Genomic DNA, 25,335 nt, shown 5'->3' with positions numbered 1-25,335 from the left:
ACTGGCGGCGCAACGTCGGCGCCGCCTGTGTTTTTATTTATTATGAAAATAACCATCTTCGATGGTGACTTTGAGTACGACTTTTTTCACTGCGTTATTACAAATAAAACGATAGGCTTCATGGTTGTCACAAATAACCATTTGTCCTTCGCGCACTTCTACGGTTTTTCCACAGCCTTTCAGATATTCGCGATCGGTTTCATCGCGATAATATTCAACCACCTGGAGATCCTCTTTGGCGGCATACTCTATTTTTTGCTGTCCTTGCAGGTAGTAATGGATCTCAAAATAACGACGATGACCGGTAAACAGCGCATCGGTCGCGGAGTCTGTCTCCACGCGATAGCTCAGGGAATCACCGATAGAGTGGGCGACGCCTGGTTGAATATTATCAATATTTTCAATCGCTTCGACGCAGCGCTGCCACTTCTTCCCGGATGCGTAAATTTGTTGGAACTGCGCTAAGTTGTCGATGATCCTCATTTTGTATTCTCGCTGTGCAAATTCGTGGAAAAGAACCCGGTACCAAAGACGCGGCTGGCGGCGGTTTGAGCGCTAGATTCGCTACCGGAAACCGGCAACAACGTGAAGCCGTAGCTGAACGAACGGAACCAGACGCGCCAGGAATCAAGCACCTCGCTTCCCCAGGAGTTGGAACCTAAGCCCAGCACCTGGTGCTCCAGATTCAGGGTGATGTCATCGCTGCGCTGCAGCGCATTACAGTGCTGTGCGGCAAAGATATTTTCTGGCGTATAGCGCCAGGCGCTCAGGTTGACAGGGCGCTGCGGAACCACCAGCAGACCGTTGCCGTGGCGGTTGGTTAGCGTTGCCCAGCGCACGTCCTGACGATTGCCGTTGTTTTGCGGGAACGGATAGTTTTCGAACATCTCATCCACGCTGCTGCGCCAGATATCGATGATGTTGGCCTGCTGGCTATCGGCATAGTTTTCACCGGGACCACGTCCGTAATACGCCACCTGCCCCAAATCGCCGTTGATGCCCATCGTGAAGCCGATGCACGGAATAATGTCCCGGTACTCGCCGTAAGGCTGGCCGGAAAGCTCCACGTTCAACTGACCGTCTGCGGCAATCCGCCAGCGGTAGGTACAGCGCATACCGAAATCAAATACCGGCGGGGCGATAATCGTCTGGCTGGTTATCAACAGCGCGTCATCGGTTTGCTCAATGGCAAAATCGCGCAGATGCTCCTGCATAATCTGTAAATGATTTGGTTGCCAAAGGCCTTCGAACTCTTGTTTGTGGTTATCAATGGTTGGTTTGAAGAAATTAATCTTCGGCTCGCGGGTAATCAGCTCCTCACCGTTAACGGTCCAGCTAATGGGCTTACCGTTCAGTTTTGAGAAGGTCAGAAGGAAGTTATAACCGCGTATGGTGCAGCTCTGGCGGCTGTCTTCCAGCGTCAGAGGAATAGCGTTTTGCTGGCTAAACGGTACGGCAGCCGCCGTTCTGGCCTTCAGCGGGAACTGATAAGTCGCGATGTGGTGCCCGGCTTCGCTGTATGCCGTACGGGAATCTTTCGTCACGATGACGTTGAGGAACGCTTCGCGCGCATCCAGCTCCGGCAGTGTGCATTGCACCAGGGTATCGCTGTTAGGAGGGACGTCGCGCAGTTTTATCTGCTGAGCAGAAAGCGTATCTCCCTCGGCGCGAACCTCAATATGCAAGGTGTAGTCGTCAAGCGTGGTAAACCACAGTTTGTTTTCTACCCGTAGCTCGCCGCGAGCCAGATCCTGTGCGCGTACTTTTACTGGCGCAATCACCTGCTTGTATTCCTGCAGACCCGGCCCCGGGGTTTGATCGGAATAAATCAGGCCATCAAGGCAGAAGTTATAATTGTTCGGATAGTCGCCGTAGTCGCCGCCATATTTGTACCAGACGTTGCCGTCGTCATCTTTGGCCTGAATCCCGTGATCGCACCACTCCCAGACATAGTGTCCCTGAATGCAGTCATGCTGATAAAAGACGTTCTGATATTCCGTCAGCCCGCCGGGACCGTTGCCCATGGCGTGAGCATATTCGCAGATGATGCGCGGCTTAGGATGTGGATATTCGCCAAACTCATTCATCAGCGGCACACGGGTGTACATGGTGGAGATGATATCCACCACTTCGGCGTCACGATCTTCTTCGTAATGGATCAGACGCGTGTCATCCAGCGCTTTCGCGGCGTGATACATGGCGCGGATGTTACAGCCGTATCCGGATTCGTTGCCGAGCGACCAGATGACGATCGACGGGTGGTTTTTTTGTGCATGGATGTGGCGCACGATGCGCTCAACGTAGACGTTTTCCCACAGCGGATCGTCGGTTATCCGGCTGATATCGCCGATATTGGCGAAGCCGTGAGATTCAACGTCGGTTTCGGCCATCACGAACAGACCGTAGATATCGCACAATTCATAGAAGCGCGGATCGTTCGGGTAATGGGCGGTACGCACGGAATTGATGTTGTGCTGCTTCATTAACAGCAGATCTTTTTCAACGCGATCCATGCCAACCGCGCGGCCTTTAAGATGATCGTTATCGTGACGGTTAACGCCATGCAGCATCACGTAGCGGTTATTGATGTAAAACAGACCGTCGCGAACTTTGATATCGCGGAATCCGACCCGCTGTGGCACGACCTCAAGGAGATTGCCGTTGGCATCTTTCAGCGTCATCACCAGATGATAAAGATACGGCGATTCCGCTGACCACTGCTGCGGCGCGCTAACCTTGAAATTAAAAGCGGTGCGGGTGTCTTGATCCACTGCCAGATTGTTAATCACGCCGCTATGCAGCGCCTGCTCACCGTCAAACAAGGTGTATTCGAGCGACGCCATCGCTGGCGTGGCAGCCAGGTTTTCCAGCGCAATGTCGCAGGTGAGGGTGGCGTCGCGATAGTCATCATCGAACTCGGTGCGAACGGTAAAATCCTGAATATGGGTCGCCTGTTTGCCTACCAGATAGACGTCGCGGAAAATTCCCGCCGACCACCACATGTCCTGGTCTTCAACGTAAGTGGAATCAGCCCATTGCATTACGCGAACGCACAGCAGGTTGTCACCGGTCTTTACCACCGCGCTGATATCAAATTCAGCCGTCAGGCGGCTGCCTTTGCTGAAACCAACGTACTGACCATTCACGTAAACTTCGAAGTAGGTTTCTACGCCATCAAATTTAATCAGCGTTTGTTTGCCCTGCCAGCCTTCGCTGAGGGAGAAAATGCGCTGGTAGGCTCCGGTGGGGTTATTGGTCGGAACGTAGGGGACATCAATCGGGAAAGGAAAACCTTCGTCGGTATACTGCAGTTTGCCGTGTCCTTCCATCTGCCACATGCCTGGGACGGTGATGCTGCCCCAGTCATTCATAAACTGCGACGTAAAGATTTCCGGCACCTGCAGCGGATGCTCAAAGAACTGAAAATTCCACTGACCGCTTAGCAACTGAAAGAGGCTGCTGGTTTCGCGGGCAAACGAGCGAGCCTGCGCAACGGAGTCATAAGAGAAAAAATATGCGCGTGGCGCCAGTCGATTTTCGTGGGTGAGCTGAATGTTTTCCCAGCGATTCATAAGGCCTCCCGGTGGAGAAAAATCGGAACCATTCATTGTAATGGTGAGTAAGTGTAATTGATGATGATTTTAGTAAAAGTTTTACTAAAATATAGCGGGTGAGGTGATTTACTTTAACTGGATCACGAAAATAATGGGGGCGCAGAAAATAATGCATGACAATGCGCGCCCGGCATCAGAAGAAACCGGGCGTGTTTACTGGGGATTTTAGCGGGTGGTGCCGCGCAGTTTCAGCTTGCTGGGAACAAAAACCAGCAGAGGAAGCGCACGCCCGTCGCGGGCTTTCTCAAACAGCAGGTTGACGCCCTGACTGCCCATCATTTCTGAATGGATGCGAACGGTGGAAAGCGGAGGAAAGGTGAAGCGCGCTGTCGGGATATCATTAACGCTAATCAGCGAAATGTCCTGCGGAATGTTCAGGCCACGCTCGTGAATGGCGCGCAGAACGCCAATAGCGATCGAGTCTGAAGCCACAAACAGGGCACCGGGATAGTCGGCTTTCGCCAGCATTTTTTTGGCCAGTTCATACCCTGATGAACTGGAGAAACCGCCGCGATAGATGTCCTGTTCAGAAACGACCTGCTGCAGACGACCGTATTCGACAAACGCGGCTTCACGGATATCTGCCTTGCCGGGTTCGTCTTCACCGCCGATGAAGCCAATGCGAGTGACGCCCTGGGCGATGAAGTAGTCGATGCTCTCTTTACTGATGCGGGCCAGATCGATATCGACGGCGTCATATTCGCTGCCGGGTTCATGGAAATCGATAAAGCAGATGTTGTCAGTAAGCGCTGTTGCCGCATTACGCAAAACCGGAGAAGGCTTGCCGACAATAAGAATGCCGGTAATGTTTTTGCTCTCCGGCAGCCCACTGTGCTCATAGCAGTTGGTCAGTTCGATCCCCAGCTTCTCACACTGGGTTTCTATTCCGTGACGGATCGCGAGATAGTAAGGATCGTTGATTTCCAAATCCTGCTGGTAGCTGTAGAGCGCCAGAATATGCTGGGGGCCGAGCGCGCTGGTCTGGTTTTTACGAGCACTGCTGGTTTTGTACTCCAGTTTTTCCGCGATCTCCAGAATGCGATGCTTGGTCTCTTCTTTTACATTCAGCGTGGGGTCATCGTTTAAAACCCGGGACACTGTCGCCAGGGACACGCCAGCTTCGATTGCGATGTCTTTAAGTGTTGCCATGTTTGCCTTTTCCCTGAGTTACCTGCGCATTGTAAATGAAGTGCTTATCTATTCATCTGTTTTCAGTAAAAAAAGTACGTTTAATTGACATGCCTGGGGTAAAACTGGGCTTTCAGAGTGTGATGACTACGTCATTTTCCCGCTTTTGAGAACCATTCCCGGAAAATATTTTGCTATTATTTAGTAAAATTTTACCAAAGGAGAACACAATGGATACCGTCGCATTTGCTGATTTTGCCCGAATGGAAATACGTGTTGGAAAAATCGCACAGGCAAAGCGCCATGACAACGCTGATAAGCTGTATATCGTGCAGGTGGATGTGGGAGAGCGTACGCTGCAAACCGTGACCAGCCTGGTGCCTTATTACAGCGAAGAGGAGCTGATGGGGAAAACGGTGGTGGTGCTGTGTAATCTGCAAAAGGCCAAAATGCGCGGGGAAACGTCAGAATGCATGTTGCTGTGCGCTGAGACGGACGATGGCAGCGAAAGCGTGCTGCTGACGCCAGAACGCCTTATGCCAGCGGGTGTGCGGATTGTTTAAGTTGTGCTAATTGCCGGATGGCGGCTACGCTTTTCTCCGACCTACATTTGATCCCGTAAGCCTGAGATGCGCAGCGCCATCCGACCTGTATTACACCTGCTCCACGCTCACCCGTAATGCTGCCAGGGCTTTGCGCGTCGATCGCAATACCAGATCGCATTGCTCGATCGTTAACGTTAACGGCGGTTCGATACGGATCGTCTTTGCATTGTTGAGCGTGCCGGCAACCAGTACCCGCTGGCGGAACATCTCACTGGCAAAGTTGTAGCCGATTTCATTATCGACAAACTCAATTGCCATCAGCATGCCTTTACCGCGTACATCATGCACCAGGTCTGGGTACTCCCGCGCAAGCTGGCGGAAACCATCCAGCAACATATCGCCTTTCTGCTCCGCCTGAGCCGGTAAATTTTGCTCCAGCAGGACGTTAATGGTGGCTAGCGCAGCCGCACAAGCGAGCGGGTTGCCGCCAAACGTGGTGGTATGCAAGAAGGGATTGTCGAACAGAACGGAAAACACCTCTTCAGTGGCAATCGTTGCGCCAATTGGCATCACGCCGCCGCCCAGCGCCTTGGCCAGACACATAATGTCGGGCTGCACGTTTTCGTGCTCGCAGGCGAACATTTTGCCGGTACGACCCATGCCGGTCTGCACTTCATCAAGGATCATCAGCGCGCCAAACTCATCGCAAAGTTTACGCACGGCGGGCAAATACCCTTGCGGTGGCAGGATCACGCCCCCTTCACCCTGGATAGGTTCGAGGATCACGGCTGCGACGTCGTCACCGGTCTTTTTACACTCGCTGAGCATGGTGCGCATCGCGTTAATATCGCCAAACGGCACATGGCGGAAACCCGGCAGCAGCGGCATAAAGGGTTTGCGGAAGGTTGATTTAGCCGTGGCGGACAGTGCTCCCAATGATTTGCCGTGGAATGCGCCGCTGGTGGCAATGAACGTAAATTTACCGCGCGGCGATTGATACGCTTTCGCCAGCTTCAGAGCGGCTTCAACCGACTCGGTCCCGCTGTTACAGAAAAAACTGTATTTCAGTTTACCTGGCGCCAGCGCGGCGAGGGTTTTTGCCAGCATGGCCCGCAGAGGGTCAAGTAACTCCTGGCTGTGCAGAGGTTGTTTCGCGAGTTGATTCTGTACGGCGGAAACCACGACTGGATTACGGTGCCCCACGTTGAAAATTCCAAATCCACCCAGGCAATCGACGAACTCCTGCCCCTGGGTGTCGACAAGCGTATTCAGGCTTCCCGCTTGCCACTCTACGGCTCCGTAATCCCCGCCTGCAGTTACAGATTTTCGATACTCTAAGAACCCCGGATTGACATGCTCCTTGAAGTATTCAATCACCTCTCGGTTTAATGATTTCATTTCCTCATGATCAAGCGTGCGCTTTTCGATGAGATTCAGTGCGTGTGCGCTGCAGGCCAGGGCCGATGCGCTGGAAGGTAACCTGTTCAAAATATGCTCCCGGAGCTCGCGTATCACATGATACTGATTTAAGTATTGCAGTGATTGCGCCATTCCGGCGCGCTTAGCAAAAATCGGGATAAACACCAGGAAACATCTCATTCATGCAACATTTAATGCTGATGTTTAACATTTGCTGGCGTTTTGCCCAGGTTAAGACCGCGAAAACAGATCGGAAAAGCACTTTTCTGCGCTAAAAGTGAGCAATGTTTGCACTGTGACGGTGCGTTGGTAGAAGTGCAGTTGAATAGTTACTGAATGAAAGTATTTTAAATCAATGGATTAGAATGCGTACAGATTTTGAGGTTTAATCGCAAATTGCGATCTAAATCAAATTTAACAACTAAAGATAAAAAAATTATCGCCGAAATAACATAAGCCGAAAGAGTTAACAACCAGATAACCTGCACAGGACGCAATCATGTCTTCTCATCCCTACGTTAGTCAGCAAAATACACCGCTGGATGATGATATCACCCTCATGTCGACCACCGATTTACAAAGCTATATCACCCACGCGAACGATACTTTTGTCCAGGTCAGTGGCTATCAACTGAATGAATTGCTTGATAAGCCGCACAATCTGGTTCGTCATCCGGATATGCCAAAAGCGGCGTTTGCGGATATGTGGTACACCCTGAAACAGGGCGAGCCATGGAGCGGGATTGTGAAAAACCGGCGTAAGAATGGCGATCACTACTGGGTAAGGGCCAATGCGGTGCCGATGGTGCGGGAAGGTCGTGTCACCGGATATATGTCGATTCGTACCCGGGCCACTGACGAGGAGATTGCGGCGGTAGAGCCTTTATATAAAGCGCTGAATGAAGGGCGTTGCAACCGACGTATCCATAAAGGACTGGTGGTACGCAAAGGCTGGCTGGGTAAACTCCCGGCGCTGCCGATTCGCTGGCGAGTGCGCAGCGTAATGGCAATTATGTTTATCGTACTGGCGGCCGCATTGCAGCAAATGGGCGCCGAATGGCCGTTACTGCTGATAAGCGCGCTGGTGATGATGCTGGGAACGGCTATTTTCGAATGGCAGATTGTGCGTCCTATTGAGAATGTCGCTCGTCAGGCGCTAAAAGTGGCGACCGGTGAACGAAACAGCGTGTCGCATCTTAACCGCAGTGATGAACTGGGCCTGATGCTGCGAGCGGTTGGGCAACTGGGGCTAATGTGCCGTTGGCTCATCCATGATGTCTCCAGTCAGGTGAGCTGTGTGCGCAGCGACAGCGAAACGCTGGCGAAAGGCAGCGATGATTTAAACAAGCATACGCAGCAGACCGTTGAGAACGTGCAGGAAACGGTGACCACCATGAATCAGATGGCGGCATCGGTGAAGCAAAACTCAGAGACCGCCGCCGCGGCCGACAAGCTCTCCATTGCAGCCAGCAGCGCGGCGACGCACGGCGGCGAGGCGATGGATACCGTCATCAAAACTATGGATGATATCGCCAACAGCACCCAGCGGATCGGCACCATTACCACGCTGATTAACGATATTGCTTTCCAGACTAATATTCTGGCCCTGAACGCCGCTGTTGAAGCCGCACGGGCGGGTGAGCAGGGGAAAGGGTTCGCCGTGGTGGCGGGAGAAGTGCGACATCTTGCCAGCCGCAGCGCCAGTGCAGCCAATGATATCCGCAAGCTGATTGATGCCAGCGCCGATAAGGTGCAGTCCGGATCTGACCAGGTTCACGCCGCAGGGCGCACGATGGATGATATTGTGGCGCAGGTGCAAAACGTGACGCAGTTGATCGCCCAAATCAGTCACTCAACGCTGGAACAGTCAGATGGTCTTTCGAGCCTGACTCGCGCAGTGAATGAATTAAGCAACATTACGCAGAAAAACGCCGAGCTGGTTGAAGAGAGCGCCCAGATTTCCGCGATGGTGAAACATCGCGCTGGTCGTCTGGAAGATGCGGTTACGGTGCTGCATTAATATTAACGATAAGGCGGAACGCAGGGCAAACGCGTTCCGCCTGCTCTGTAGATTAATCCAGTTGAGTAATATCCAGCGCAGCGCGATCGATAATACCGATGATTTTTTTGATCTGCGCATCGCTGGTATCACCATGATTGACCCGTAGGTCCAGCACGGCTTTGAAGTTCTCCAGCGCGCGTTTCATCTGCGGGTTCTTGCGTAATTCAAAACCCACGCAGCGGGCTTTAATACGTTCGTGGATATGTTCCAGATGCTCACGGTTTTCATCCAGCCACTGCTGGCCCTGGGTTGTGATCGCAATCTGTTTACGCCCGCCTTCCTCGTCGCTGATGGTGATCAGCTCTTGATCCTGCAAGAAATCCAGCGTCGGATAGACGACGCCCGGGCTCGGGGTATAGTTGCCCTGAGTCAGGGTTTCAATCGCTTTAATCAGCTCATAGCCGTGGCTGGCGTCGCGGGTCAGGATATCCAGAATGACCAGGCGTAATTCTCCGTGACCGAAGAAGCGCTGGCGACGACCGCCGCCGCGACCGTGGCGGTGTCCACAACCCTGTTCGTGGTGATGTTCTTTGTTGCAGCCTTCATGGCGATGTTCTTCACCTTTGCAGCAACCTGCATGGTGTTCGTTGTGGCGGCCTTCGTGGTGATGCCCTTCACCCTTGCAGCAGCCTTCGTGTTGGTGCTCTGTATGCTTGCAGCAACCTTCATGATGGTTTTGCATCATCGTCTCCTGATGTGTTTTAGATATATCTAATTTATATCTAAATATTGTTTTGGTGCAAGCCTATAAAATGTTTTTTGTTTAAATTGATGATTTTTATCTTTTTTTAAAGGTGTGTGTTAGCCGTTTAGTCAGAAAGCGACTATATCAAAAAAGTGCTTGCAATCTTTCTGATTAGCAATCATTATCATTTAAAAATTAAATTAGATATATCGTATTATCTTCCGAAGGCGAAAAAATGACAAAAAACACATCACGTTACCCGCAGCGCGTTCGCAATGAACTGCGTTTTCGGGAACTTACCGTCCTGCGCGTCGAACGTATTAGCGCGGGCTTTCAGCGCATTGTACTGGGCGGTGACGCTCTGGATGGTTTTAGCTCACACGGCTTTGATGACCATACCAAGGTCTTTTTCCCTGAACCGGGCAGCCACTTTGTGCCGCCGGTTGTCACCGATGAAGGTATTGTCTGGGCTGACGGCGTGCGTCCGATATCCCGTGATTACACGCCGTTGTATGACGAATCGCGCCATGAGCTGGCACTGGATTTCTATATTCATGACGGTGGCGTGGCAAGTACGTGGGCGATGAATGCCCGCGAGGGTGACAAGCTGACGGTAGGCGGACCGCGCGGTTCTTTGGTGGTGCCAGAAGACTACGCGTATCAGGTTTACGTGTGTGATGAATCGGGAATGCCTGCGCTGCGCCGACGCCTGGAGTCGCTCAGCCGTTTAGCGGTACGTCCGAACGTCACGGCGCTGGTAAGCGTGCAGGATGCCGCGTACCAGGACTATTTTGCCCATCTCGACGGATTTACTATTCAGTGGTTTATCGGCCATGACGAACAGGCGGTGAATGAACACTTATCGCAGCTAAGCGTACCCGCAGATGATTATTACATCTGGATTACCGGCGAAGGTAAGGTGGTCAAAAACCTGAGTGCTCGCTTTGAAACCGAGGCGTTCGATCAGCAACTTGTTCGCGCAGCGGCTTACTGGCATCAGCGTCGTTAATCAGTAATTAGATGGCGGAACGCCAAACGCCTGGCGGAATGCGTAGCTAAATGCCGCGGTGCTTGAATACCCTACGTCGAGCGCCACGGCGGTCACGCTTTTATTTTTCTTCAGCATTAATACGGATTCCAGAATACGCATTTTTTGCTTCCAGACGCTGAAAGGCAATCCGGTTTCTTTTTTGAAATGGCGTGAAAAGGTACGGGCAGACATACCCAGATGCTGCGCCCAGTATTCAACCGAATGCTCCAGCGCCGGGGATTCTTGTATTGTTCGGCAAACTTTGGTTAATTCGCGATCCTGCGGCCAGGGTAATACAAAAGCGACTTCCGGAAGCTGCAGAATAATGTCGACCAGGACGCTAACCAGCTTGCCCTCTTTTGACTGGCTATCATAATGGCCCGAAATTAAATTCGTGGCGTAATGAATAAACTCTCTGGCGAAATCACTGATAGCCACCACTTTACATTCATTGATGCTCTCTTCAAGAAAGCTCGGTTTAATATCCAGATTCTCTAAATGCACATCATCCAATGCCCAAACCGCATGCTCCGTATGATTTGGGATCCAGATGCCATAATGCGCCGGGATTATCCAGCACTTGCCGGCAACATCAATACGCATACTGCCTTTGCGGGCGAAATGAAACTGCATAAAAGAGTGTGAATGCTGTGGAACATGATGATTGGCTTCCAGGACATAAGAGCGAAAGTAAACATCCTGCGGCAGTTCCGTCATGGAGTTATCCGGGAAGGAGTTCCACTGTTTTTGCACGAGAGTTTCCATAAATAAATCGTCAATGCTCCCGATGGTGTGTCCGCTGCTCGATAGATCTTGTCCGCGGATCATAATACATACACTCTGTTTTCCATAATAATCTTGCGTAAGAATTTTTAGCCCACCTTTGGTAAATACCATGAACTCGCTTTGTTCAGATGCTGTCATCGTCAATGAAACAAATGATAACTGGACCCGAATGGGAAAAGAGCTGCTTTCGCAAGCGGATATCAGGATTAATGGCTCCCGTGCCTGGGACATTCAACTTCATCATGCCGGTTTCTTTAAACGGGTACTGCAACAAGGCTCGTTAGGGCTTGGCGAAAGCTATATGGAAGGCTGGTGGGACTGCGAGCGGCTCGATATTCTGTTCTGCAAAATCCTGAAAGCAAAACTTGATCAGCAGATGCCGGGTAACCTGAAAGATATTTTACGTATTGCCAGCGCACGCCTGTTTAATTTGCAGTCGCGGAGCCGCGCGTGGATTGTTGGCAAAGAACATTATGATATTGGTAACGATCTCTTTGCGCTGATGCTTGATCCGCATATGCAATATTCCTGCGCTTACTGGAAAGATGCGACCACATTAGACGATGCGCAAAATGCTAAATTAAAAATGATCTGTGAGAAGCTACAACTTAAACCGGGTATGCGTTTACTCGATATTGGTTGTGGCTGGGGTGGGCTGGCGGAATATGCGGCGCGTCATTATGGCGTGGCGGTGGAAGGCGTCACCATTTCTAAAGAGCAGCAAAAAATGGCGCAGCAGCGCTGTGAAGGACTGGACGTTAAGATTCTGCTGCAGGATTATCGCGACCTCGATAAACACTACGATCGCATTGTCTCGGTGGGGATGTTTGAACATGTCGGGCCAAAAAACTACGACACTTATTTCAGCATCGCCGACCGTTGTTTAAAACCGGACGGACTGTTCCTGCTACATACCATTGGTAGCAATAAAAAAGGGATGAGCGTCGATCCGTGGATCAATAAATACATTTTCCCGAACGGCTGCTTACCGGCGATCTCCCATATTGCCGAAGCCAGCGAATCACGGTTTGTGATGGAAGACTGGCATAACTTTGGCAGCGATTACGATAAAACGCTAATGGCGTGGCACGAGCGCTTTAATCAAGCATGGCCGGAGCTGTCATCACGTTATTCCGACACCTTCAGAAGAATGTTTAACTACTATTTATGCGCCTGCGCCGGGGCTTTCCGCGCCAGAGATATTGAACTTTGGCAGGTGCTGTTTAGTCGCGGCGTAGAGGGTGGGATCCGCGTGTATCGTTAACGTTCTGCCTGATAAGCGAAGCGCCATCAGGCAGTAAATACCTGAGAAGCGCTCCTTGTTACATCTTAGCCCAGCTCACTCTTCGCTAGCGCTTTAAACACCATCGCTACGGCGTGCGCGCCGGGGTCCATGTTTCCGAGCAGGCTTTCGCTGCTCAGATACGATGCGCGACCCGCATTGGCTTTGCTCGACAAACAGGTTCGTTCGGCTCCCGCTTGCGCGGCGTCGAATGCGGCCTGCAGATTTTTCGGCTGTGTGAGCAGCGAAGTCAGGGCCGGTTGCAGCGCATCAATCATCGTGCGATCGCCTTCGTCTGCGCCGCCGTAGAACTTCATCTGCGCCAGCCCCGTATTTAGCGCTTCGACAACGTTAGCGCCCTGTTCCAGTTTCTGCCCGGCGGCGGTAAAGAAGATTGACATCAGCACACCGCTGGAACCGCCCATCACCACGGTCAGACGTTCGCCAATCAGCGCGAACAGCGTGGCAAGGTTATCCAGCGGCAGCTGCTGGCGATGCAGCAGGCTGGCAATTTCACGCGCGCCGGCGGCAAAGGTCGAACCGGTATCGCCATCGCCGACTTTGGCGTCCAGCGCATTCAGATGAGTCTCCAGATCGGAAAGGGTTGCGGTGACCAGCTCCACAACCCCGGCCACCAGGACGTTTGCCGAAGGCTGGAATTCCACGCGGGCGCTACGCTGAGATGACGCTACGCAGCTGATTTCACGCGGTGGGACCGGCGTCGGCCAGTTGCTGGTTTCCACTTCGGTGAGCAGTGCTTTTTCGATGCTCTCTTCCAGCACGATGGCCGTCAGTGAGAAGCCTTTCATATCCAGCGCAGTGACCAGCGAGGCCGGGCCAATTAGCCAGTCGATACGCGAGTGCAGCGGGCTGCTGGCGAGTTCGCGGGTGATGATGGCCATTTCGGCCACGGAAACGCCGCCAAGGTTATTAATCATCACCGCCAGACGACCGGTTTCAGGCAGGGCGGCCAGCAGTTTATCCACCATCAGGTTCACCACTTGCGCACTGTTTTGGGTGTCGATAACCGATGCGCCTGGTTCGCCGTGAATGCCCATACCCAGCTCCGCATGACCCGGATGATGACGAGGGGCTGCGTTGGTTTCTTGCGGCAGATGACAGCTGGAAAGGGCTACGCCCAGGCTAAAGGTGTTGCTGGCTGCGTACTGCGCTTCACGCAGAACGGTGGCGAGGTTATAGCCGCGTTCGGCAAAATAGCCTGCGATTTTATGCACCAGGATAGTTCCCGCAATGCCACGTGGGTGTTTGTTATCCGGCAGGGAGATGTCGTCGCCGACAATCAGCATTTCAACGTTATAGCCAAGGCGACGCGCCTTCTCGGCGGCGAGACCGAAATTAAGACGGTCACCGGTGTAGTTTTTCACAATCAACAAACAGCCAGCCTCACCGGTCACCGCCTGAATGGCGGTCAGTACTGCATCCACGCTCGGGGAGGCGAAAACGTCGCCGCAGACCGCAGCGGTTAGCATGCCTTTACCGATAAACCCAACGTGCGCGGGTTCGTGTCCCGAACCGCCGCCGGAAATGACCGCTACGTTATTTTTATTAAGGTCACGACGGACCACGATGCGAATGGCCGGATCGCTTTCCAGACGCGCCAGGTTATTCCATGGGCTGGCGATAATCGCCCCGTCGATGACGTCGCTCACGAGATGGGTGCGTTGGTTAAAAAAGAATTGAGACATAACGGCTCCTCGAGGTTGAGAGAAAGACAAACCCCCGAATGTAGGATCATGGTGCGGAGGCAATGAAGAGATTCTGGCGAAGTCAGCGTGGAAAAAAACAACGCTAAAATGAGTTTCATTACGGAACGTTGACGCTGTTTTTTGTTCCGAAATGAAACTTAAAAAGGCGGGGAATGATCATAATGCGAGCTCGCTCGACTTTTTTCTCCTGCGATCAGCGCCGCTCATACGGCGCAGCCAGCCTTTTTTTGCTGGTTTTAATACAACTGCATGAGTAAAAGAGGAACTGAGCTTCGTGTTTGCCGGAGATTTGGGGGTAAATGTACGGATCGGGATCGCAAACCTTATCATTTTTGTGGATAAGCGTTCCAGAATGGAACGTACGTCGTTTTTATCTGTTTCATATCAGAACAAAATGACGAAAGATTTTTTTGTTCACGCCTCGCCATACAGTTATTGCATCGCTCCGGTACCTCCTGTTTTTGCCGACAGCAACAGGCCAAACAGGTTAACGCCAGGGCTCACCATGTAAAAACATGTACTTATTTGAGGATGAAAGGAATGCTAAAAGTTATTCAATCTCCAGCCAAATATCTCCAGGGCCCTGACGCTTCCACCTTATTTGGTCAATACGCTAAAAATCTGGCGGACAGCTTTTTCGTGATTGCGGATGACTTCGTGATGAAGCTGGCGGGAGAGAAGGTACTCAATGGCCTGCACAGCCACGACATTAGCTGCCACGCGGAACGCTTCAACGGTGAATGCAGCCATATTGAAATTAATCGCCTGATTGCCATTCTGAAACAGCATGGTTGCCGCGGCGTGGTTGGGATTGGCGGCGGGAAAACGTTGGATACCGCCAAAGCGATTGGTTACTACCAGAAGCTACCGGTGGTGGTGATCCCGACTATCGCCTCTACCGATGCGCCAACCAGCGCGCTGTCCGTTATCTATACCGAAGCCGGTGAGTTTGAAGAGTATCTGATCTACCCGAAAAACCCGGATATGGTGGTGATGGACACCGCAATCATTGCCAAAGCGCCGGTACGCCTGCTGGTGGCCGGGATGGGCGATGCGCTCTCAACCTGGTTTGAAGCGAAAGCCTGTTATGACGCCAGAGCGACCAGCATGGCGGGCGGACAGTCCACCGTAGCGGCGTTGAGCCTGGCGCGCCTGTGTTATGATACCCTGCTGGCGGAAGGCGAAAAGGCACGCTTTGCCGCGCAGGCTGGCGTGGTGACTGATGCGCTGGAGCGTATTGTCGAAGCGAACACTTACCTCAGCGGCATCGGCTTTGAAAGCAGTGGTCTTGCAGGGGCGCATGCTATCCACAACGGTTTTACGATTCTGGAAGAGTGTCACCATTTGTACCACGGTGAAAAAGTCGCCTTTGGTACGCTGGCGCAGCTGGTGCTGCAAAACAGCCCGATGGAAGAGATCGAAACCGTGCTGAATTTCTGTCAGAAAGTAGGCCTGCCGGTAACGTTAGCGGAAATGGGCGTGAAAGACGACATTGACGGCAAGATCATGGCCGTGGCCAAAGCGACCTGCGCAGAAGGTGAAACCATCCACAATATGCCGTTCCCGGTGACGCCTGAGAGCGTACATGCCGCGATACTGACGGCAGACCTGCTGGGACAGCAGTGGCTGGCGCGTTAATCAGTCGTCGGTAAGTTTTTATCCGGCATCTTCTCCCCCCTCTGACAGTCTCTGCCGGAGGGGTTGTCTATGGTAAAACAGCGGAAAGGGATATGACGACGCACACTCAGGACATTGGGAAGGAAGTCTCTTCGGTCATTGCCCAGTCATGGCATCGTTGCAGCAAGTTTATGCAGCGGGAAACCTGGCAGGCGCCGCATCAGGCGCAGGGCCTGACCTTTGAGTCGATCTGTCGTCGCAAAACGGCGCTGCTGACGATTGCTCAGGCCGCGCTGGAAGATGCCTGGGAGTTTATGGACGGCCGTCCGTGCGCGCTGTTAATTCTGGATGAATCGGCCTGTATTCTCAGCCGTTGCGGCGATCCGCAGACGGTGGAGCAACTGGCGGAGCTCGGTTTTCGCGACGGCAGTTACTGTGCGGAAAGCATTATTGGCAGCTGCGCGTTGTCGCTGGCGACGATGCCGGGGCAGCCGACAAAAACCTCTGGCGATCAACACTTTAAACAGGCGTTGCATCCGTGGTCGTTCTGCTCTACGCCAGTATTCGATAACCATGGTCGACTGTTTGGCTCCATCTCGTTGTGCTGTCTGGTAGAGCACGAGTGCGTTTCTGATTTATCCTTGACGCTGGCGATTGCCAGAGAAGTCGGCAACTCATTGCTGACTGACAGCCTGCTGGCTGAATCCAACCGCCATCTGAACCAGATGTACGGGCTGCTGGAGAGTATGGATGATGGCGTGATGGCCTGGAACGAACAGGGCGTATTGCAGTTCCTCAATGCGCGCGCGGCGCTGCTTTTGCATCTCGACGCGCAGGCCAGCCAGGGGAAGAATATTAACGACCTGCTCAATCTCCCCATGCTGCTGCGTCGGGCGATCAAACATGCCCGCGGCCTGAATCATGTCGAAGTCACCTTTGAAAGCCAGCACCAGTTTGTTGATGCCGTCATCACCCTGAAACCGATTGTTGAAGAGCAGGGCAACAGCTTTATCCTGCTGCTGCATCCGGTGGAGCAAATGCGTCAACTGATGACCAGCCAGCTCGGCAAGGTGAGCCACACCTTTGAGCAGATGTCGACAGACGATCCAGAAACCCGACGTTTGATCCACTTTGGTCGTCAGGCGGCGAGGGGAAGTTTCCCGATCCTGCTGTGCGGGGAAGAGGGCGTCGGTAAAGAGCTACTGAGTCAGGCCATTCACAATGAAAGCGAACGCGCCAGCGGGCCGTATATCGCCGTGAACTGCCAGCTGTATGCCAACAGCGTACTGGGGCAGGATTTTATGGGCAGTGCGCCCACTGATGATGAAAACGGTCGGCTGAGCCGTCTTGAACTGGCGAACGGCGGCACGCTGTTTCTTGAAAAAATTGAATATCTGGCGCCGGAGTTACAATCCGCGCTGCTGCAGGTGATCAAGCAGGGGGTTTTAACCCGCCTGGATGCCCGGCGGCTGATTCCGGTGGATGTCAAAGTGATCGCCACCACTACGGTTGATCTCGCTAATCTGGTGGAGCAAAACCGCTTTAGCCGTCAGTTGTATTACGCGCTGCACTCTTTTGAGATCGTAATCCCGCCGCTGCGGGCGCGGCGTAACAGTATTCCATCGCTGATTTATACGCGGTTGAATAGCCTGAAAAAACGCTTTTCATCCAGCCTGAAGGTCGACGACGACGCGTTGGCACAACTGGTGGCCTATTCGTGGCCGGGTAATGATTTTGAGCTGAACAGCATTATTGAAAATATCGCCATCAGCAGTGATAACGGCCATATTCGGCTGAGCAATCTGCCGGATTATCTGTTTGCCGAACGCCCTGGTCTGGAAACGGCGTCTTCACTGCTGCCCGCCAGCCTGACCTTTACCGCCATCGAGAAAGAGGCGATTATCCATGCCGCCCGCGTGACCAGTGGGCGTGTTCAGGAGATGTCGCAACTGCTGAATATTGGTCGCACCACCCTGTGGCGTAAGATGAAGCAGTACGACATTGATGCCAGCCAGTTTAAGCGCAAACATCTGGAGTAGTTTCTTCGATTCTGGCCATCGAGAACAGCGCATCCGACAGCCGGTTGATATAACGCCTGGCCTCATCGCGTAACGTCAGCGTTCTGCCCATCGCGATGAGGATCCGCTCCAGCCGACGCGTCAGGGTTCGCGCAACGTGCAGTTGTGCCGATGCCTGATTTTTCCCCGGAATAACAAACTCTTTGAGCGGGCCGCTTTGTGCCATATTGCGGTCAATAAGCTGCTCCAGCGCCTGAATATCCTCTTCGCCAATACGCTGTTTTAAGCGTGTGAGTCCTTTCTGATCGCTGGCGAGTTCCGCCCCCAGTATGAACAGCATCTTCTGCATAGCGTGCAGTTCCTGACGTAGCTCGGCCTGGCGCGTGCTGGCATAGCAGACGCCAAGCTGGGAAATCAGTTCATCCACCGTGCCGTAGGCCTCAACGCGGATGTCGTCTTTATCGATACGACTGCCGCCAAACAGCGCGGTCGTGCCGTTATCACCGGTTCGGGTATAGATGCGGTACATTTATTTTATCTCGCTGAAGGGAAGAACTTTAACCAGTTGACCGGCATTGGCGCCGAGCGTGCGGATCTGTGCTGTCCCGACGCGGGTATGCCCGCAGACCAGCGCCCGATCCTCGGGCAACTGGGCATGGGTTAAGGCAATATCTCCGGTGGCGTTGAGACCGAGACCCACGCGCAGCGCCGAACTTTTGGCCGCCAGTTTGCCGAGCGCCAGCGCGCAGTCATGATCGTCGCAACAGATTGCCCGGCAGGGGACGCCTTGCTCTTCCAGCCCCCAACACAGCTCATCAAGCACGCGAGTATCCTGCCAGCGTGAGTGATAAAACAGATGTACGCCCGGTGATGAAAGTGACATTGCGCCCCCTGCGTTATCAGAATGCCTGACGGAAGATCTCGGCAATTTCTTTCTCGTTCCCTTTGCGCGGGTTGGAGAAGGCGTTGCCGTCCTTCAGCGCCATTTCCGCCATATACGGGAAATCGGCTTCTTTGACGCCCAGATCGCGCAGATGCTGCGGAATACCGATGTCGGCGGAGAGGCGGGCAATAGCATGAATGGCCAGCTCGGCGGCATCCATGGTGGAGAGTCCGTCAGTGTTTTCGCCCATAAACTCTGCGATGTCGGCAAATTTTTCCGGGTTAGCGATCAGGTTATAGCGTGCTACGTGCGGCAGCAGTACGGCATTCGCCACGCCGTGCGGCATGTCGTAAAGACCGCCAAGCTGATGCGCCATCGCGTGAACGTAGCCGAGGTTGGCGTTGTTGAAGGCCATACCCGCCAGCAGGGAGGCGTAGGCCATGTTCTCGCGAGCTTTCAGGTTGCTGCCCAGCGCCACGGCCTGGCGCAAGTTACGGGCGATCAGGCGGATCGCCTGGATAGCGGCAGCGTCGGTGACCGGGTTGGCATCTTTGGAAATGTAGGCTTCCACGGCGTGGGTCAGGGCGTCCATCCCGGTGGCCGCAGTCAGTGGGGCTGGCTTGCCGAGCATCAGCAGCGGATCGTTAATAGAGACCGACGGCAGGTTGCGCCAGCTGACAATCACAAACTTCACTTTGGTTTTGGTATTGGTCAGCACGCAGTGGCGGGTGACTTCGCTGGCGGTCCCGGCGGTGGTATTCACCGCAACGATCGGCGGCAGCGGGTTGGTCAGGGTTTCAATCCCGGCATAGCTGTAGAGATCCCCTTCGTGAGTCGCGGCGATACCGATGCCTTTACCGCAGTCATGCGGGCTACCGCCGCCAACGGTAACGATGATGTCGCAATGCTCTTTCCGAAAGACCTCCAGGCCGTCGCGCACGTTGGTGTCTTTGGGGTTTGGCTCAACGCCGTCAAAAACCACGACGTCAATACCGGCTTCACGCAGATGTGTGAGGGTTTTATCTACCGCGCCGTCTTTAATCGCCCGCAGACCTTTATCAGTGACCAGCAGCGCTTTTTTACCGCCCAACAGTTTACAGCGTTCGCCGACCACGGAAATAGCATTGGGGCCAAAGAAGTTCACATTTGGCACCAGGTAATCAAACATACGATAGCTCATAATATACCTTCTTAGATTTAAATTATAATTCAGAGAAACAATTCAATGCGGTTTCTGCTAATAATCTGTCTTGTTCGACGGTACCGCCACTTACGCCAACGGCACCGATTAATTTGCCGTTTAATATGACAGGTAAACCGCCGCCAAAAATAACAATTCGTTGTTGATTGGTGAGCTGCAAGCCATATAGAGAGGCACCTGGTTGTACCGCATCGGTAATTTCATGGGTACCCTGTCGCAGGCAGCAGGCGGTATAAGCTTTATTAAGAGAGATATCACAGCTGGTGACAAACGCGTCGTCCATACGTTGCATTAGCAGCGTGTTCCCGCCGTGATCCACCACGGAAAACACCACCGGAACGTTGATTTCAAGCGCTTTAGCCTCCACGGCCTGCGCCATTTTCTTTGCAGCCGCCAGCGTAATGGTGGCGATTTGTTGGCTCTTATTCACATTCTCTCCTGAAAAGGTTGTAGGGCTGAGGTCACGAAAATATCGCGCAACAGCTATTTTTATCATTGGCTTTATCTTATTTTCTCGCCCCGCGTTATTAAGTCAATAGGGTAGGGATTTCAAAAATATTACGTTCAGTTTCCTGTTGTGGCGTTTATTGATAATGATCATTTAACCTCGTCACAATTCACGGCGAATATTCCTGAGCCGCGTTTCAATATGAAACGATGGTTTTTTATTACGTACCAAATTGGAACGAAATTAATTTTATTTTTTTATTGTCCTGCTCATTTAGAGTTCGGCTATTGCTAATGAAAGGCGAATGCCGGGTGTTGTGTCCCCGGCAATACGGCCCGGCGTCCCTATTTTTTATCTTTTGAGTCCATAAACTATGAGAAGATCAAAACGATTCGAAGTGCTTGCCCAGCGGCCTGTAAATCAGGATGGGCTAATTGGCGAATGGCCTGAAGAGGGGCTGATCGCAATGGAAAGCCCTTACGATCCGGCTTCGTCGGTGAAGGTGGAAAATGGTCGTATTGTTGAGCTGGACGGCAAGAGCCGCGCCGAGTTCGACATGATTGACCGTTTCATTGCCGATTACGCGATTAACGTGCCCGAGGCCGAGCGCGCCATGCAGCTCGACGCGCTGGAGATCGCCAGAATGCTGGTGGATATCCACGTCAGTCGGGATGAGATCATTGCCATTACGACTGCCATCACCCCGGCGAAAGCGGTGGAGGTGATGGCGCAAATGAACGTGGTGGAGATGATGATGGCGCTGCAAAAAATGCGCGCCAGACGAACCCCCTCCAATCAGTGCCACGTGACCAACCTGAAAGATAACCCGGTACAGATTGCTGCCGACGCTGCTGAAGCGGGGATCCGTGGCTTTTCCGAACAGGAAACAACGGTCGGGATCGCCCGCTATGCGCCGTTTAACGCCCTGGCGCTGCTGGTGGGGTCCCAATGCGGTCGCCCCGGCGTGCTGACGCAATGCTCCGTTGAAGAGGCCACGGAGCTGGAACTGGGAATGCGCGGGCTAACCAGCTACGCCGAAACGGTGTCGGTATATGGCACGGAGTCGGTGTTTACCGATGGCGATGATACGCCGTGGTCAAAAGCGTTTCTTGCCTCGGCGTATGCTTCTCGTGGTCTGAAGATGCGCTACACCTCCGGTACCGGTTCGGAAGCGCTGATGGGCTATTCCGAAAGTAAATCGATGCTTTACCTGGAGTCGCGTTGCATTTTTATCACCAAAGGTGCGGGCGTACAGGGGTTACAAAACGGCGCGGTCAGCTGTATCGGCATGACCGGCGCTGTGCCGTCGGGGATTCGCGCGGTGCTGGCGGAAAACCTGATTGCCTCGATGCTCGACCTTGAAGTGGCCTCCGCCAATGACCAGACCTTTTCCCACTCCGATATTCGTCGTACTGCCCGCACCCTGATGCAGATGCTGCCGGGCACCGACTTTATCTTCTCCGGCTATAGCGCGGTACCGAACTACGACAACATGTTTGCCGGGTCGAACTTCGACGCTGAAGACTTCGATGATTACAACATTCTGCAACGCGATCTGATGGTTGATGGGGGCCTGCGTCCGGTCACGGAAGAGGAGACAATCGCCATCCGCAATAAGGCCGCGCGCGCCATTCAGGCGGTGTTCCGCGAACTGGGCCTGCCGCTGATTAGCGATGAAGAGGTGGAGGCCGCCACTTACGCTCACGGCAGCAAAGATATGCCCGCGCGCAATGTGGTGGAAGATTTGGCTGCCGTGGAAGAGATGATGAAACGCAATATCACCGGGCTGGATATCGTCGGCGCGTTGAGTTCCAGCGGCTTCGAAGACATCGCCAGCAATATCCTCAACATGCTGAGGCAGCGTGTTACTGGTGATTATCTGCAAACGTCGGCCATTCTGGATCGTCAGTTCGACGTCGTCAGCGCCGTTAATGACATCAACGATTATCAGGGACCCGGCACCGGCTATCGCATCTCTGCCGAACGTTGGGCGGAAATTAAAAATATTGCGGGCGTGGTTCAGCCCGGCTCGATCGAATAAGGCGGTACACAGTGGAATGCACAACTGAACGTAAGCCGGTTTTCACCTTGCAGGTGAGCGAAGGCGAGGCGGCTAAAGCGGACGAACGCGTGGATGAAGTCGTGATAGGCGTCGGCCCGGCCTTTGATAAGTATCAGCACAAAACATTGATTGATATGCCGCACAAAGCGATTTTGAAAGAGCTGGTTGCCGGCATTGAAGAAGAGGGGCTGCATGCACGGGTGGTGAGGATTCTGCGCACCTCGGATGTTTCATTTATGGCATGGGATGCGGCAAATCTCAGCGGTTCTGGCATCGGGATTGGTATCCAGTCGAAAGGAACCACGGTGATTCATCAGCGCGATCTGCTGCCTCTGAGCAACCTTGAGCTGTTCTCTCAGGCTCCGCTGCTGACGCTGGAAACCTATCGCCAGATTGGTAAAAACGCCGCGCGCTATGCACGTAAAGAGTCGCCTTCGCCAGTGCCAGTGGTTAATGACCAGATGGTACGACCCAAATTTATGGCCAAGGCCGCGCTGTTTCATATCAAAGAAACCAAACACGTGGTGCAGGATGCTGCGCCTGTCACGCTGCATATTGCACTCGTAAGGGAATGACCATGAACGACAACATCATGACCGCGCAGGATTATCCATTAGCGACCCGCTGCCCGGAGAAAATCCAGACTCCTACCGGCAAACCGCTAACCGAGATTACCCTTGAGAATGTGCTGGCGGGCCGCGTAGGTCCGCAGGATGTGCGTATTTCTCAGCAAACCCTGGAGTACCAGGCGCAGATTGCCGAACAGATGCAGCGTCACGCCGTGGCGCGTAATTTCCGTCGTGCGGCGGAGCTTATAGCAATCCCGGATGCCCGTATTCTTGAAATTTACAACGCGCTGCGGCCGTTTCGTTCTTCGTTCGCCGAGCTTCAGGCCATTGCCGATGAACTGGAACATACCTGGCATGCCACGGTGAACGCCGGGTTTGTCCGCGAGTCGGCAGAGGTGTATCAGCAGAGAAACAAGCTGCGTAAAGGCAGCCAGTGACGGAGGTTGTATGCCGTTAATTGCAGGGATTGATATCGGCAACGCCACCACCGAAGTGGCGTTGGCGCAGCATGGCCGGTTTATCTCCAGCGGGATTGTCGCTACGACCGGTATGAAAGGCACACGGGACAATATTGCCGGGGTGGTGGCCTCCCTGCAGCAGGCGCTGAATAACACCCCGTGGTCGCTTCAGGACGTGGCGAAAATCTGCATCAACGAGGCGGCACCGGTGATTGGCGATGTGGCGATGGAAACCATCACTGAAACCATCATTACCGAATCAACAATGATTGGGCATAACCCGCAAACGCCCGGCGGCGTTGGCGTGGGAATGGGAACTACCATCGCCGTGGAGAAGCTGGCGGCGTTGAGTGAAGATCGGTTTGCCCAGGGCTGGATCCCACTGGTCGGTGAGGAGAGGGATTTCCTCGAGGCGGTTTGGTTTATCAATGAGGCGCTGGATCGCGGGGTCAACGTGGTAGCGGCGATCCTGAAAAAAGATGATGGCGTGCTGGTGAACAATCGCCTGCGTCGAACAATGCCGGTGGTAGATGAAGTCACCCTGCTGGAGAAGGTGCCGGAAGGTGTGCTGGCGGCGGTGGAAGTGGCGGCCCCAGGACAGGTGGTGCGTGTGCTGTCGAATCCTTACGGCATCGCGACCTTCTTTACCCTGACGCCCGAGGAAACGCAAACCATCGTCCCCATCGCCAGGGCGCTAATTGGCAACCGTTCCGCCGTGGTGCTGAAAACCCCGCAGGGTGATGTGCGCTCAAGGGTGATCCCGGCGGGTAAGATCTTTATCCGCGGCGAAAAGCGTGGCGGTGAAGCCGACGTAGCGCAAGGCGCACAGGCCATTATGCAGGCGATGAGCACCTGTGCGCCCGTGTGCGATATTCGTGGTGAAGCAGGTACGCATGCAGGCGGCATGCTGGAGCGAGTGCGTAAGGTGATGGCCTCGCTGACCGGTCACGACATGAACGCGGTGTATATTCAGGATCTGTTGGCGGTGGATACGTTTATTCCCCGCAAGGTGCAGGGCGGTATTGCCGGGGAGTGTTCAATGGAGAACGCCGTTGGCATTGCGGCGATGGTGAAATCCGATCGCTTACAGATGCAGGCCATCGCCAGTGAGCTGAGCGTCCGGTTAAACATCCCGGTTGAAGTCGGCGGCGTGGAGGCCAACATGGCTGTCGCCGGTGCGTTAACAACGCCCGGATGTGCTGCACCGCTGGCGATCCTCGATTTAGGCGCAGGCTCTACCGATGCCGCCATTATCAATAGCGATGGCGTTGTGAAAGCGGTCCATCTGGCTGGCGCGGGGAATATGGTCAGCCTGTTGATTCAAACCGAGCTGGGCTTAAGCGATCCGTTTCTGGCGGAGGAAATTAAAAAATACCCGCTGGCAAAAGTGGAGAGCCTGTTCAGCATTCGCCACGAAAACGGCGCGGTGGAGTTTTTTCGCGAACCGCTCAGTCCGTCAGTGTTTGCCAAAGTCGTTTATCTGAAAAACGGCGAGCTGATCCCAGTAGATAACCAGACCTCGCTGGAAAAAATTCGGTTGGTGCGCCGACAGGCCAAAGAGAAGGTTTTTGTGACCAACTGCCTGCGCGCTTTACGCCAGGTATCACCCGGGGGCTCTATTCGTGATATGACTTTTGTGGTGCTGGTGGGCGGCTCCTCGCTGGATTTCGAAATCCCGCAGATGATCACCGACGCGCTGGCGCATTACGGCGTGGTTGCCGGACAGGGCAACATCCGTGGTACCGAAGGGCCGCGTAATGCGGTAGCGACCGGGCTGGTTTTGGCCGGAATAGCGAATTAA

At 53.5% G+C, this 25,335-nt stretch carries 21 protein-coding genes; 10 read left to right on the top strand and 11 right to left on the bottom strand.

Going from position 1 to position 25,335, the window contains the following annotated elements; all coding sequences use genetic code 11:
- Window positions 1-33 precede the first annotated feature (33 nt).
- From HV302_RS03260 to ebgR, 3 genes are all read right to left on the bottom strand, one after another.
- Window positions 34-483: a beta-galactosidase subunit beta gene (locus HV302_RS03260; protein ID WP_016154597.1), complete on the bottom strand. Its 450-nt coding sequence runs from the start codon at window positions 481-483 to the stop codon at window positions 34-36.
- Entirely contained in the window at window positions 480-3,572 is a 3,093-nt protein-coding gene (gene ebgA / locus HV302_RS03255; protein ID WP_181626903.1) for a beta-galactosidase subunit alpha, read from the bottom strand. The genes HV302_RS03260 and ebgA overlap by 4 nt, the downstream gene beginning before the upstream one ends.
- 207 nt (window positions 3,573-3,779) lie before the next feature.
- A complete protein-coding gene (gene ebgR / locus HV302_RS03250; RefSeq protein ID WP_047499182.1) occupies window positions 3,780-4,763 on the bottom strand; it encodes a transcriptional regulator EbgR in 984 nt (327 codons plus the stop codon).
- Between the two features lie 209 nt (window positions 4,764-4,972).
- Between ebgR and HV302_RS03245 the strand changes: the two genes are divergently transcribed.
- Window positions 4,973-5,305, top strand: coding sequence for a tRNA-binding protein (locus HV302_RS03245; protein ID WP_047414075.1), 333 nt, complete (start codon window positions 4,973-4,975; stop codon window positions 5,303-5,305).
- Window positions 5,306-5,395: 90 nt separating this feature from the next.
- On the opposite strand, the gene ygjG is transcribed toward HV302_RS03245, so the two are convergent.
- On the bottom strand, window positions 5,396-6,775 hold the full coding sequence (gene ygjG / locus HV302_RS03240) for a putrescine aminotransferase (protein WP_049259762.1): 1,380 nt from the start codon (window positions 6,773-6,775) through the stop codon (window positions 5,396-5,398).
- Between the two features lie 430 nt (window positions 6,776-7,205).
- Here ygjG and HV302_RS03235 point away from each other — a divergent pair, with 430 nt between their 5' ends.
- Window positions 7,206-8,726: a methyl-accepting chemotaxis protein gene (locus HV302_RS03235; RefSeq protein ID WP_016154592.1), complete on the top strand. Its 1,521-nt coding sequence runs from the start codon at window positions 7,206-7,208 to the stop codon at window positions 8,724-8,726.
- A gap of 52 nt (window positions 8,727-8,778) precedes the next feature.
- On the opposite strand, the gene HV302_RS03230 is transcribed toward HV302_RS03235, so the two are convergent.
- Window positions 8,779-9,453 carry a PadR family transcriptional regulator gene (locus HV302_RS03230; RefSeq protein WP_161623113.1) on the bottom strand — a complete coding sequence of 225 codons (675 nt, stop codon included), beginning with the start codon at window positions 9,451-9,453 and terminating at the stop codon, window positions 8,779-8,781.
- A gap of 235 nt (window positions 9,454-9,688) precedes the next feature.
- Here HV302_RS03230 and HV302_RS03225 point away from each other — a divergent pair, with 235 nt between their 5' ends.
- On the top strand, window positions 9,689-10,462 hold the full coding sequence (locus HV302_RS03225; protein ID WP_181626902.1) for a siderophore-interacting protein: 774 nt from the start codon (window positions 9,689-9,691) through the stop codon (window positions 10,460-10,462).
- Here the strand turns inward: HV302_RS03225 and HV302_RS03220 are convergent, their stop codons facing one another.
- The gene (locus tag HV302_RS03220; protein ID WP_016154589.1) at window positions 10,463-11,311 is read right to left on the bottom strand and encodes a helix-turn-helix domain-containing protein; all 849 of its coding nucleotides are present in this window, start codon (window positions 11,309-11,311) and stop codon (window positions 10,463-10,465) included.
- A gap of 67 nt (window positions 11,312-11,378) precedes the next feature.
- Between HV302_RS03220 and cfa the strand changes: the two genes are divergently transcribed.
- Entirely contained in the window at window positions 11,379-12,533 is a 1,155-nt protein-coding gene (cfa, locus tag HV302_RS03215; RefSeq protein ID WP_181626901.1) for a cyclopropane fatty acyl phospholipid synthase, read from the top strand.
- A 65-nt stretch (window positions 12,534-12,598) separates the two neighbouring features.
- Here the strand turns inward: cfa and HV302_RS03210 are convergent, their stop codons facing one another.
- Window positions 12,599-14,257 carry a glycerone kinase gene (locus HV302_RS03210; RefSeq protein WP_161623112.1) on the bottom strand — a complete coding sequence of 553 codons (1,659 nt, stop codon included), beginning with the start codon at window positions 14,255-14,257 and terminating at the stop codon, window positions 12,599-12,601.
- 561 nt (window positions 14,258-14,818) lie between these two features.
- Here HV302_RS03210 and HV302_RS03205 point away from each other — a divergent pair.
- Window positions 14,819-15,916 (top strand): glycerol dehydrogenase, encoded by a 1,098-nt coding sequence (locus tag HV302_RS03205; RefSeq protein ID WP_016154586.1) that lies wholly within the window; start codon window positions 14,819-14,821, stop codon window positions 15,914-15,916.
- Window positions 15,917-16,008: 92 nt separating this feature from the next.
- Window positions 16,009-17,934, top strand: coding sequence for a dihydroxyacetone kinase operon transcriptional regulator DhaR (gene dhaR / locus HV302_RS03200; RefSeq protein ID WP_181626900.1), 1,926 nt, complete (start codon window positions 16,009-16,011; stop codon window positions 17,932-17,934).
- Here dhaR and HV302_RS03195 read toward each other — a convergent pair.
- From HV302_RS03195 to HV302_RS03180, 4 genes are read right to left on the bottom strand one after another with little or no spacing between them, the layout of a single operon-like run.
- On the bottom strand, window positions 17,912-18,442 hold the full coding sequence (locus HV302_RS03195; protein ID WP_181626899.1) for a cob(I)yrinic acid a,c-diamide adenosyltransferase: 531 nt from the start codon (window positions 18,440-18,442) through the stop codon (window positions 17,912-17,914). The two genes, dhaR and HV302_RS03195, sit on opposite strands and share 23 nt — an antisense overlap.
- Window positions 18,443-18,796 (bottom strand): glycerol dehydratase reactivase beta/small subunit family protein, encoded by a 354-nt coding sequence (locus HV302_RS03190; RefSeq protein ID WP_181626898.1) that lies wholly within the window; start codon window positions 18,794-18,796, stop codon window positions 18,443-18,445.
- Window positions 18,797-18,812: 16 nt separating this feature from the next.
- The gene (gene dhaT / locus HV302_RS03185; RefSeq protein WP_016157511.1) at window positions 18,813-19,976 is read right to left on the bottom strand and encodes a 1,3-propanediol dehydrogenase; all 1,164 of its coding nucleotides are present in this window, start codon (window positions 19,974-19,976) and stop codon (window positions 18,813-18,815) included.
- A gap of 22 nt (window positions 19,977-19,998) precedes the next feature.
- A complete protein-coding gene (locus HV302_RS03180; protein ID WP_003828504.1) occupies window positions 19,999-20,427 on the bottom strand; it encodes a GlcG/HbpS family heme-binding protein in 429 nt (142 codons plus the stop codon).
- Window positions 20,428-20,818: 391 nt separating this feature from the next.
- Here HV302_RS03180 and HV302_RS03175 point away from each other — a divergent pair, with 391 nt between their 5' ends.
- Genes HV302_RS03175 through HV302_RS03160 form a run of 4 tightly spaced genes read left to right on the top strand, consistent with a single transcriptional unit; the run spans window position 20,819 to window position 25,335 of the window.
- Entirely contained in the window at window positions 20,819-22,486 is a 1,668-nt protein-coding gene (locus tag HV302_RS03175; protein ID WP_181626897.1) for a propanediol/glycerol family dehydratase large subunit, read from the top strand.
- Window positions 22,487-22,497: 11 nt separating this feature from the next.
- Window positions 22,498-23,082 carry a propanediol/glycerol family dehydratase medium subunit gene (locus tag HV302_RS03170; protein ID WP_016154579.1) on the top strand — a complete coding sequence of 195 codons (585 nt, stop codon included), beginning with the start codon at window positions 22,498-22,500 and terminating at the stop codon, window positions 23,080-23,082.
- 2 nt (window positions 23,083-23,084) lie between these two features.
- The gene (locus tag HV302_RS03165; protein ID WP_016154578.1) at window positions 23,085-23,513 is read left to right on the top strand and encodes a diol dehydratase small subunit; all 429 of its coding nucleotides are present in this window, start codon (window positions 23,085-23,087) and stop codon (window positions 23,511-23,513) included.
- 10 nt (window positions 23,514-23,523) lie between these two features.
- Window positions 23,524-25,335 carry a diol dehydratase reactivase subunit alpha gene (locus HV302_RS03160; protein WP_181626895.1) on the top strand — a complete coding sequence of 604 codons (1,812 nt, stop codon included), beginning with the start codon at window positions 23,524-23,526 and terminating at the stop codon, window positions 25,333-25,335.

Origin of the sequence: Citrobacter sp. RHBSTW-00859, from assembly GCF_013729795.1 — a bacterium.
Taxonomy (GTDB): Bacteria; Pseudomonadota; Gammaproteobacteria; order Enterobacterales; family Enterobacteriaceae; genus Citrobacter; species Citrobacter braakii.
This window is presented reverse-complemented; position numbering and strand designations above follow the sequence as displayed.

Bases quoted from the DNA above. Each gene is read 5' to 3' on its own strand.
- HV302_RS03205 (WP_016154586.1), top strand. From the start codon at position 14,819: ATGCTAAAAGTTATTCAATCTCCAGCCAAATATCTCCAGGGCCCTGAC.
- HV302_RS03260 (WP_016154597.1), bottom strand. From the start codon at position 483: ATGAGGATCATCGACAACTTAGCGCAGTTCCAACAAATTTACGCATCC.
- HV302_RS03220 (WP_016154589.1), bottom strand. From the start codon at position 11,311: ATGATCCGCGGACAAGATCTATCGAGCAGCGGACACACCATCGGGAGC.
- cfa (WP_181626901.1), top strand. From the start codon at position 11,379: ATGAACTCGCTTTGTTCAGATGCTGTCATCGTCAATGAAACAAATGAT.
- HV302_RS03175 (WP_181626897.1), top strand. From the start codon at position 20,819: ATGAGAAGATCAAAACGATTCGAAGTGCTTGCCCAGCGGCCTGTAAAT.
- HV302_RS03190 (WP_181626898.1), bottom strand. From the start codon at position 18,796: ATGTCACTTTCATCACCGGGCGTACATCTGTTTTATCACTCACGCTGG.
- HV302_RS03230 (WP_161623113.1), bottom strand. From the start codon at position 9,453: ATGATGCAAAACCATCATGAAGGTTGCTGCAAGCATACAGAGCACCAA.
- dhaR (WP_181626900.1), top strand. From the start codon at position 16,009: ATGACGACGCACACTCAGGACATTGGGAAGGAAGTCTCTTCGGTCATT.
- HV302_RS03235 (WP_016154592.1), top strand. From the start codon at position 7,206: ATGTCTTCTCATCCCTACGTTAGTCAGCAAAATACACCGCTGGATGAT.
- dhaT (WP_016157511.1), bottom strand. From the start codon at position 19,976: ATGAGCTATCGTATGTTTGATTACCTGGTGCCAAATGTGAACTTCTTT.
- ebgR (WP_047499182.1), bottom strand. From the start codon at position 4,763: ATGGCAACACTTAAAGACATCGCAATCGAAGCTGGCGTGTCCCTGGCG.
- HV302_RS03245 (WP_047414075.1), top strand. From the start codon at position 4,973: ATGGATACCGTCGCATTTGCTGATTTTGCCCGAATGGAAATACGTGTT.
- ebgA (WP_181626903.1), bottom strand. From the start codon at position 3,572: ATGAATCGCTGGGAAAACATTCAGCTCACCCACGAAAATCGACTGGCG.
- HV302_RS03195 (WP_181626899.1), bottom strand. From the start codon at position 18,442: ATGTACCGCATCTATACCCGAACCGGTGATAACGGCACGACCGCGCTG.
- HV302_RS03165 (WP_016154578.1), top strand. From the start codon at position 23,085: ATGAACGACAACATCATGACCGCGCAGGATTATCCATTAGCGACCCGC.
- HV302_RS03160 (WP_181626895.1), top strand. From the start codon at position 23,524: ATGCCGTTAATTGCAGGGATTGATATCGGCAACGCCACCACCGAAGTG.
- HV302_RS03225 (WP_181626902.1), top strand. From the start codon at position 9,689: ATGACAAAAAACACATCACGTTACCCGCAGCGCGTTCGCAATGAACTG.
- HV302_RS03210 (WP_161623112.1), bottom strand. From the start codon at position 14,257: ATGTCTCAATTCTTTTTTAACCAACGCACCCATCTCGTGAGCGACGTC.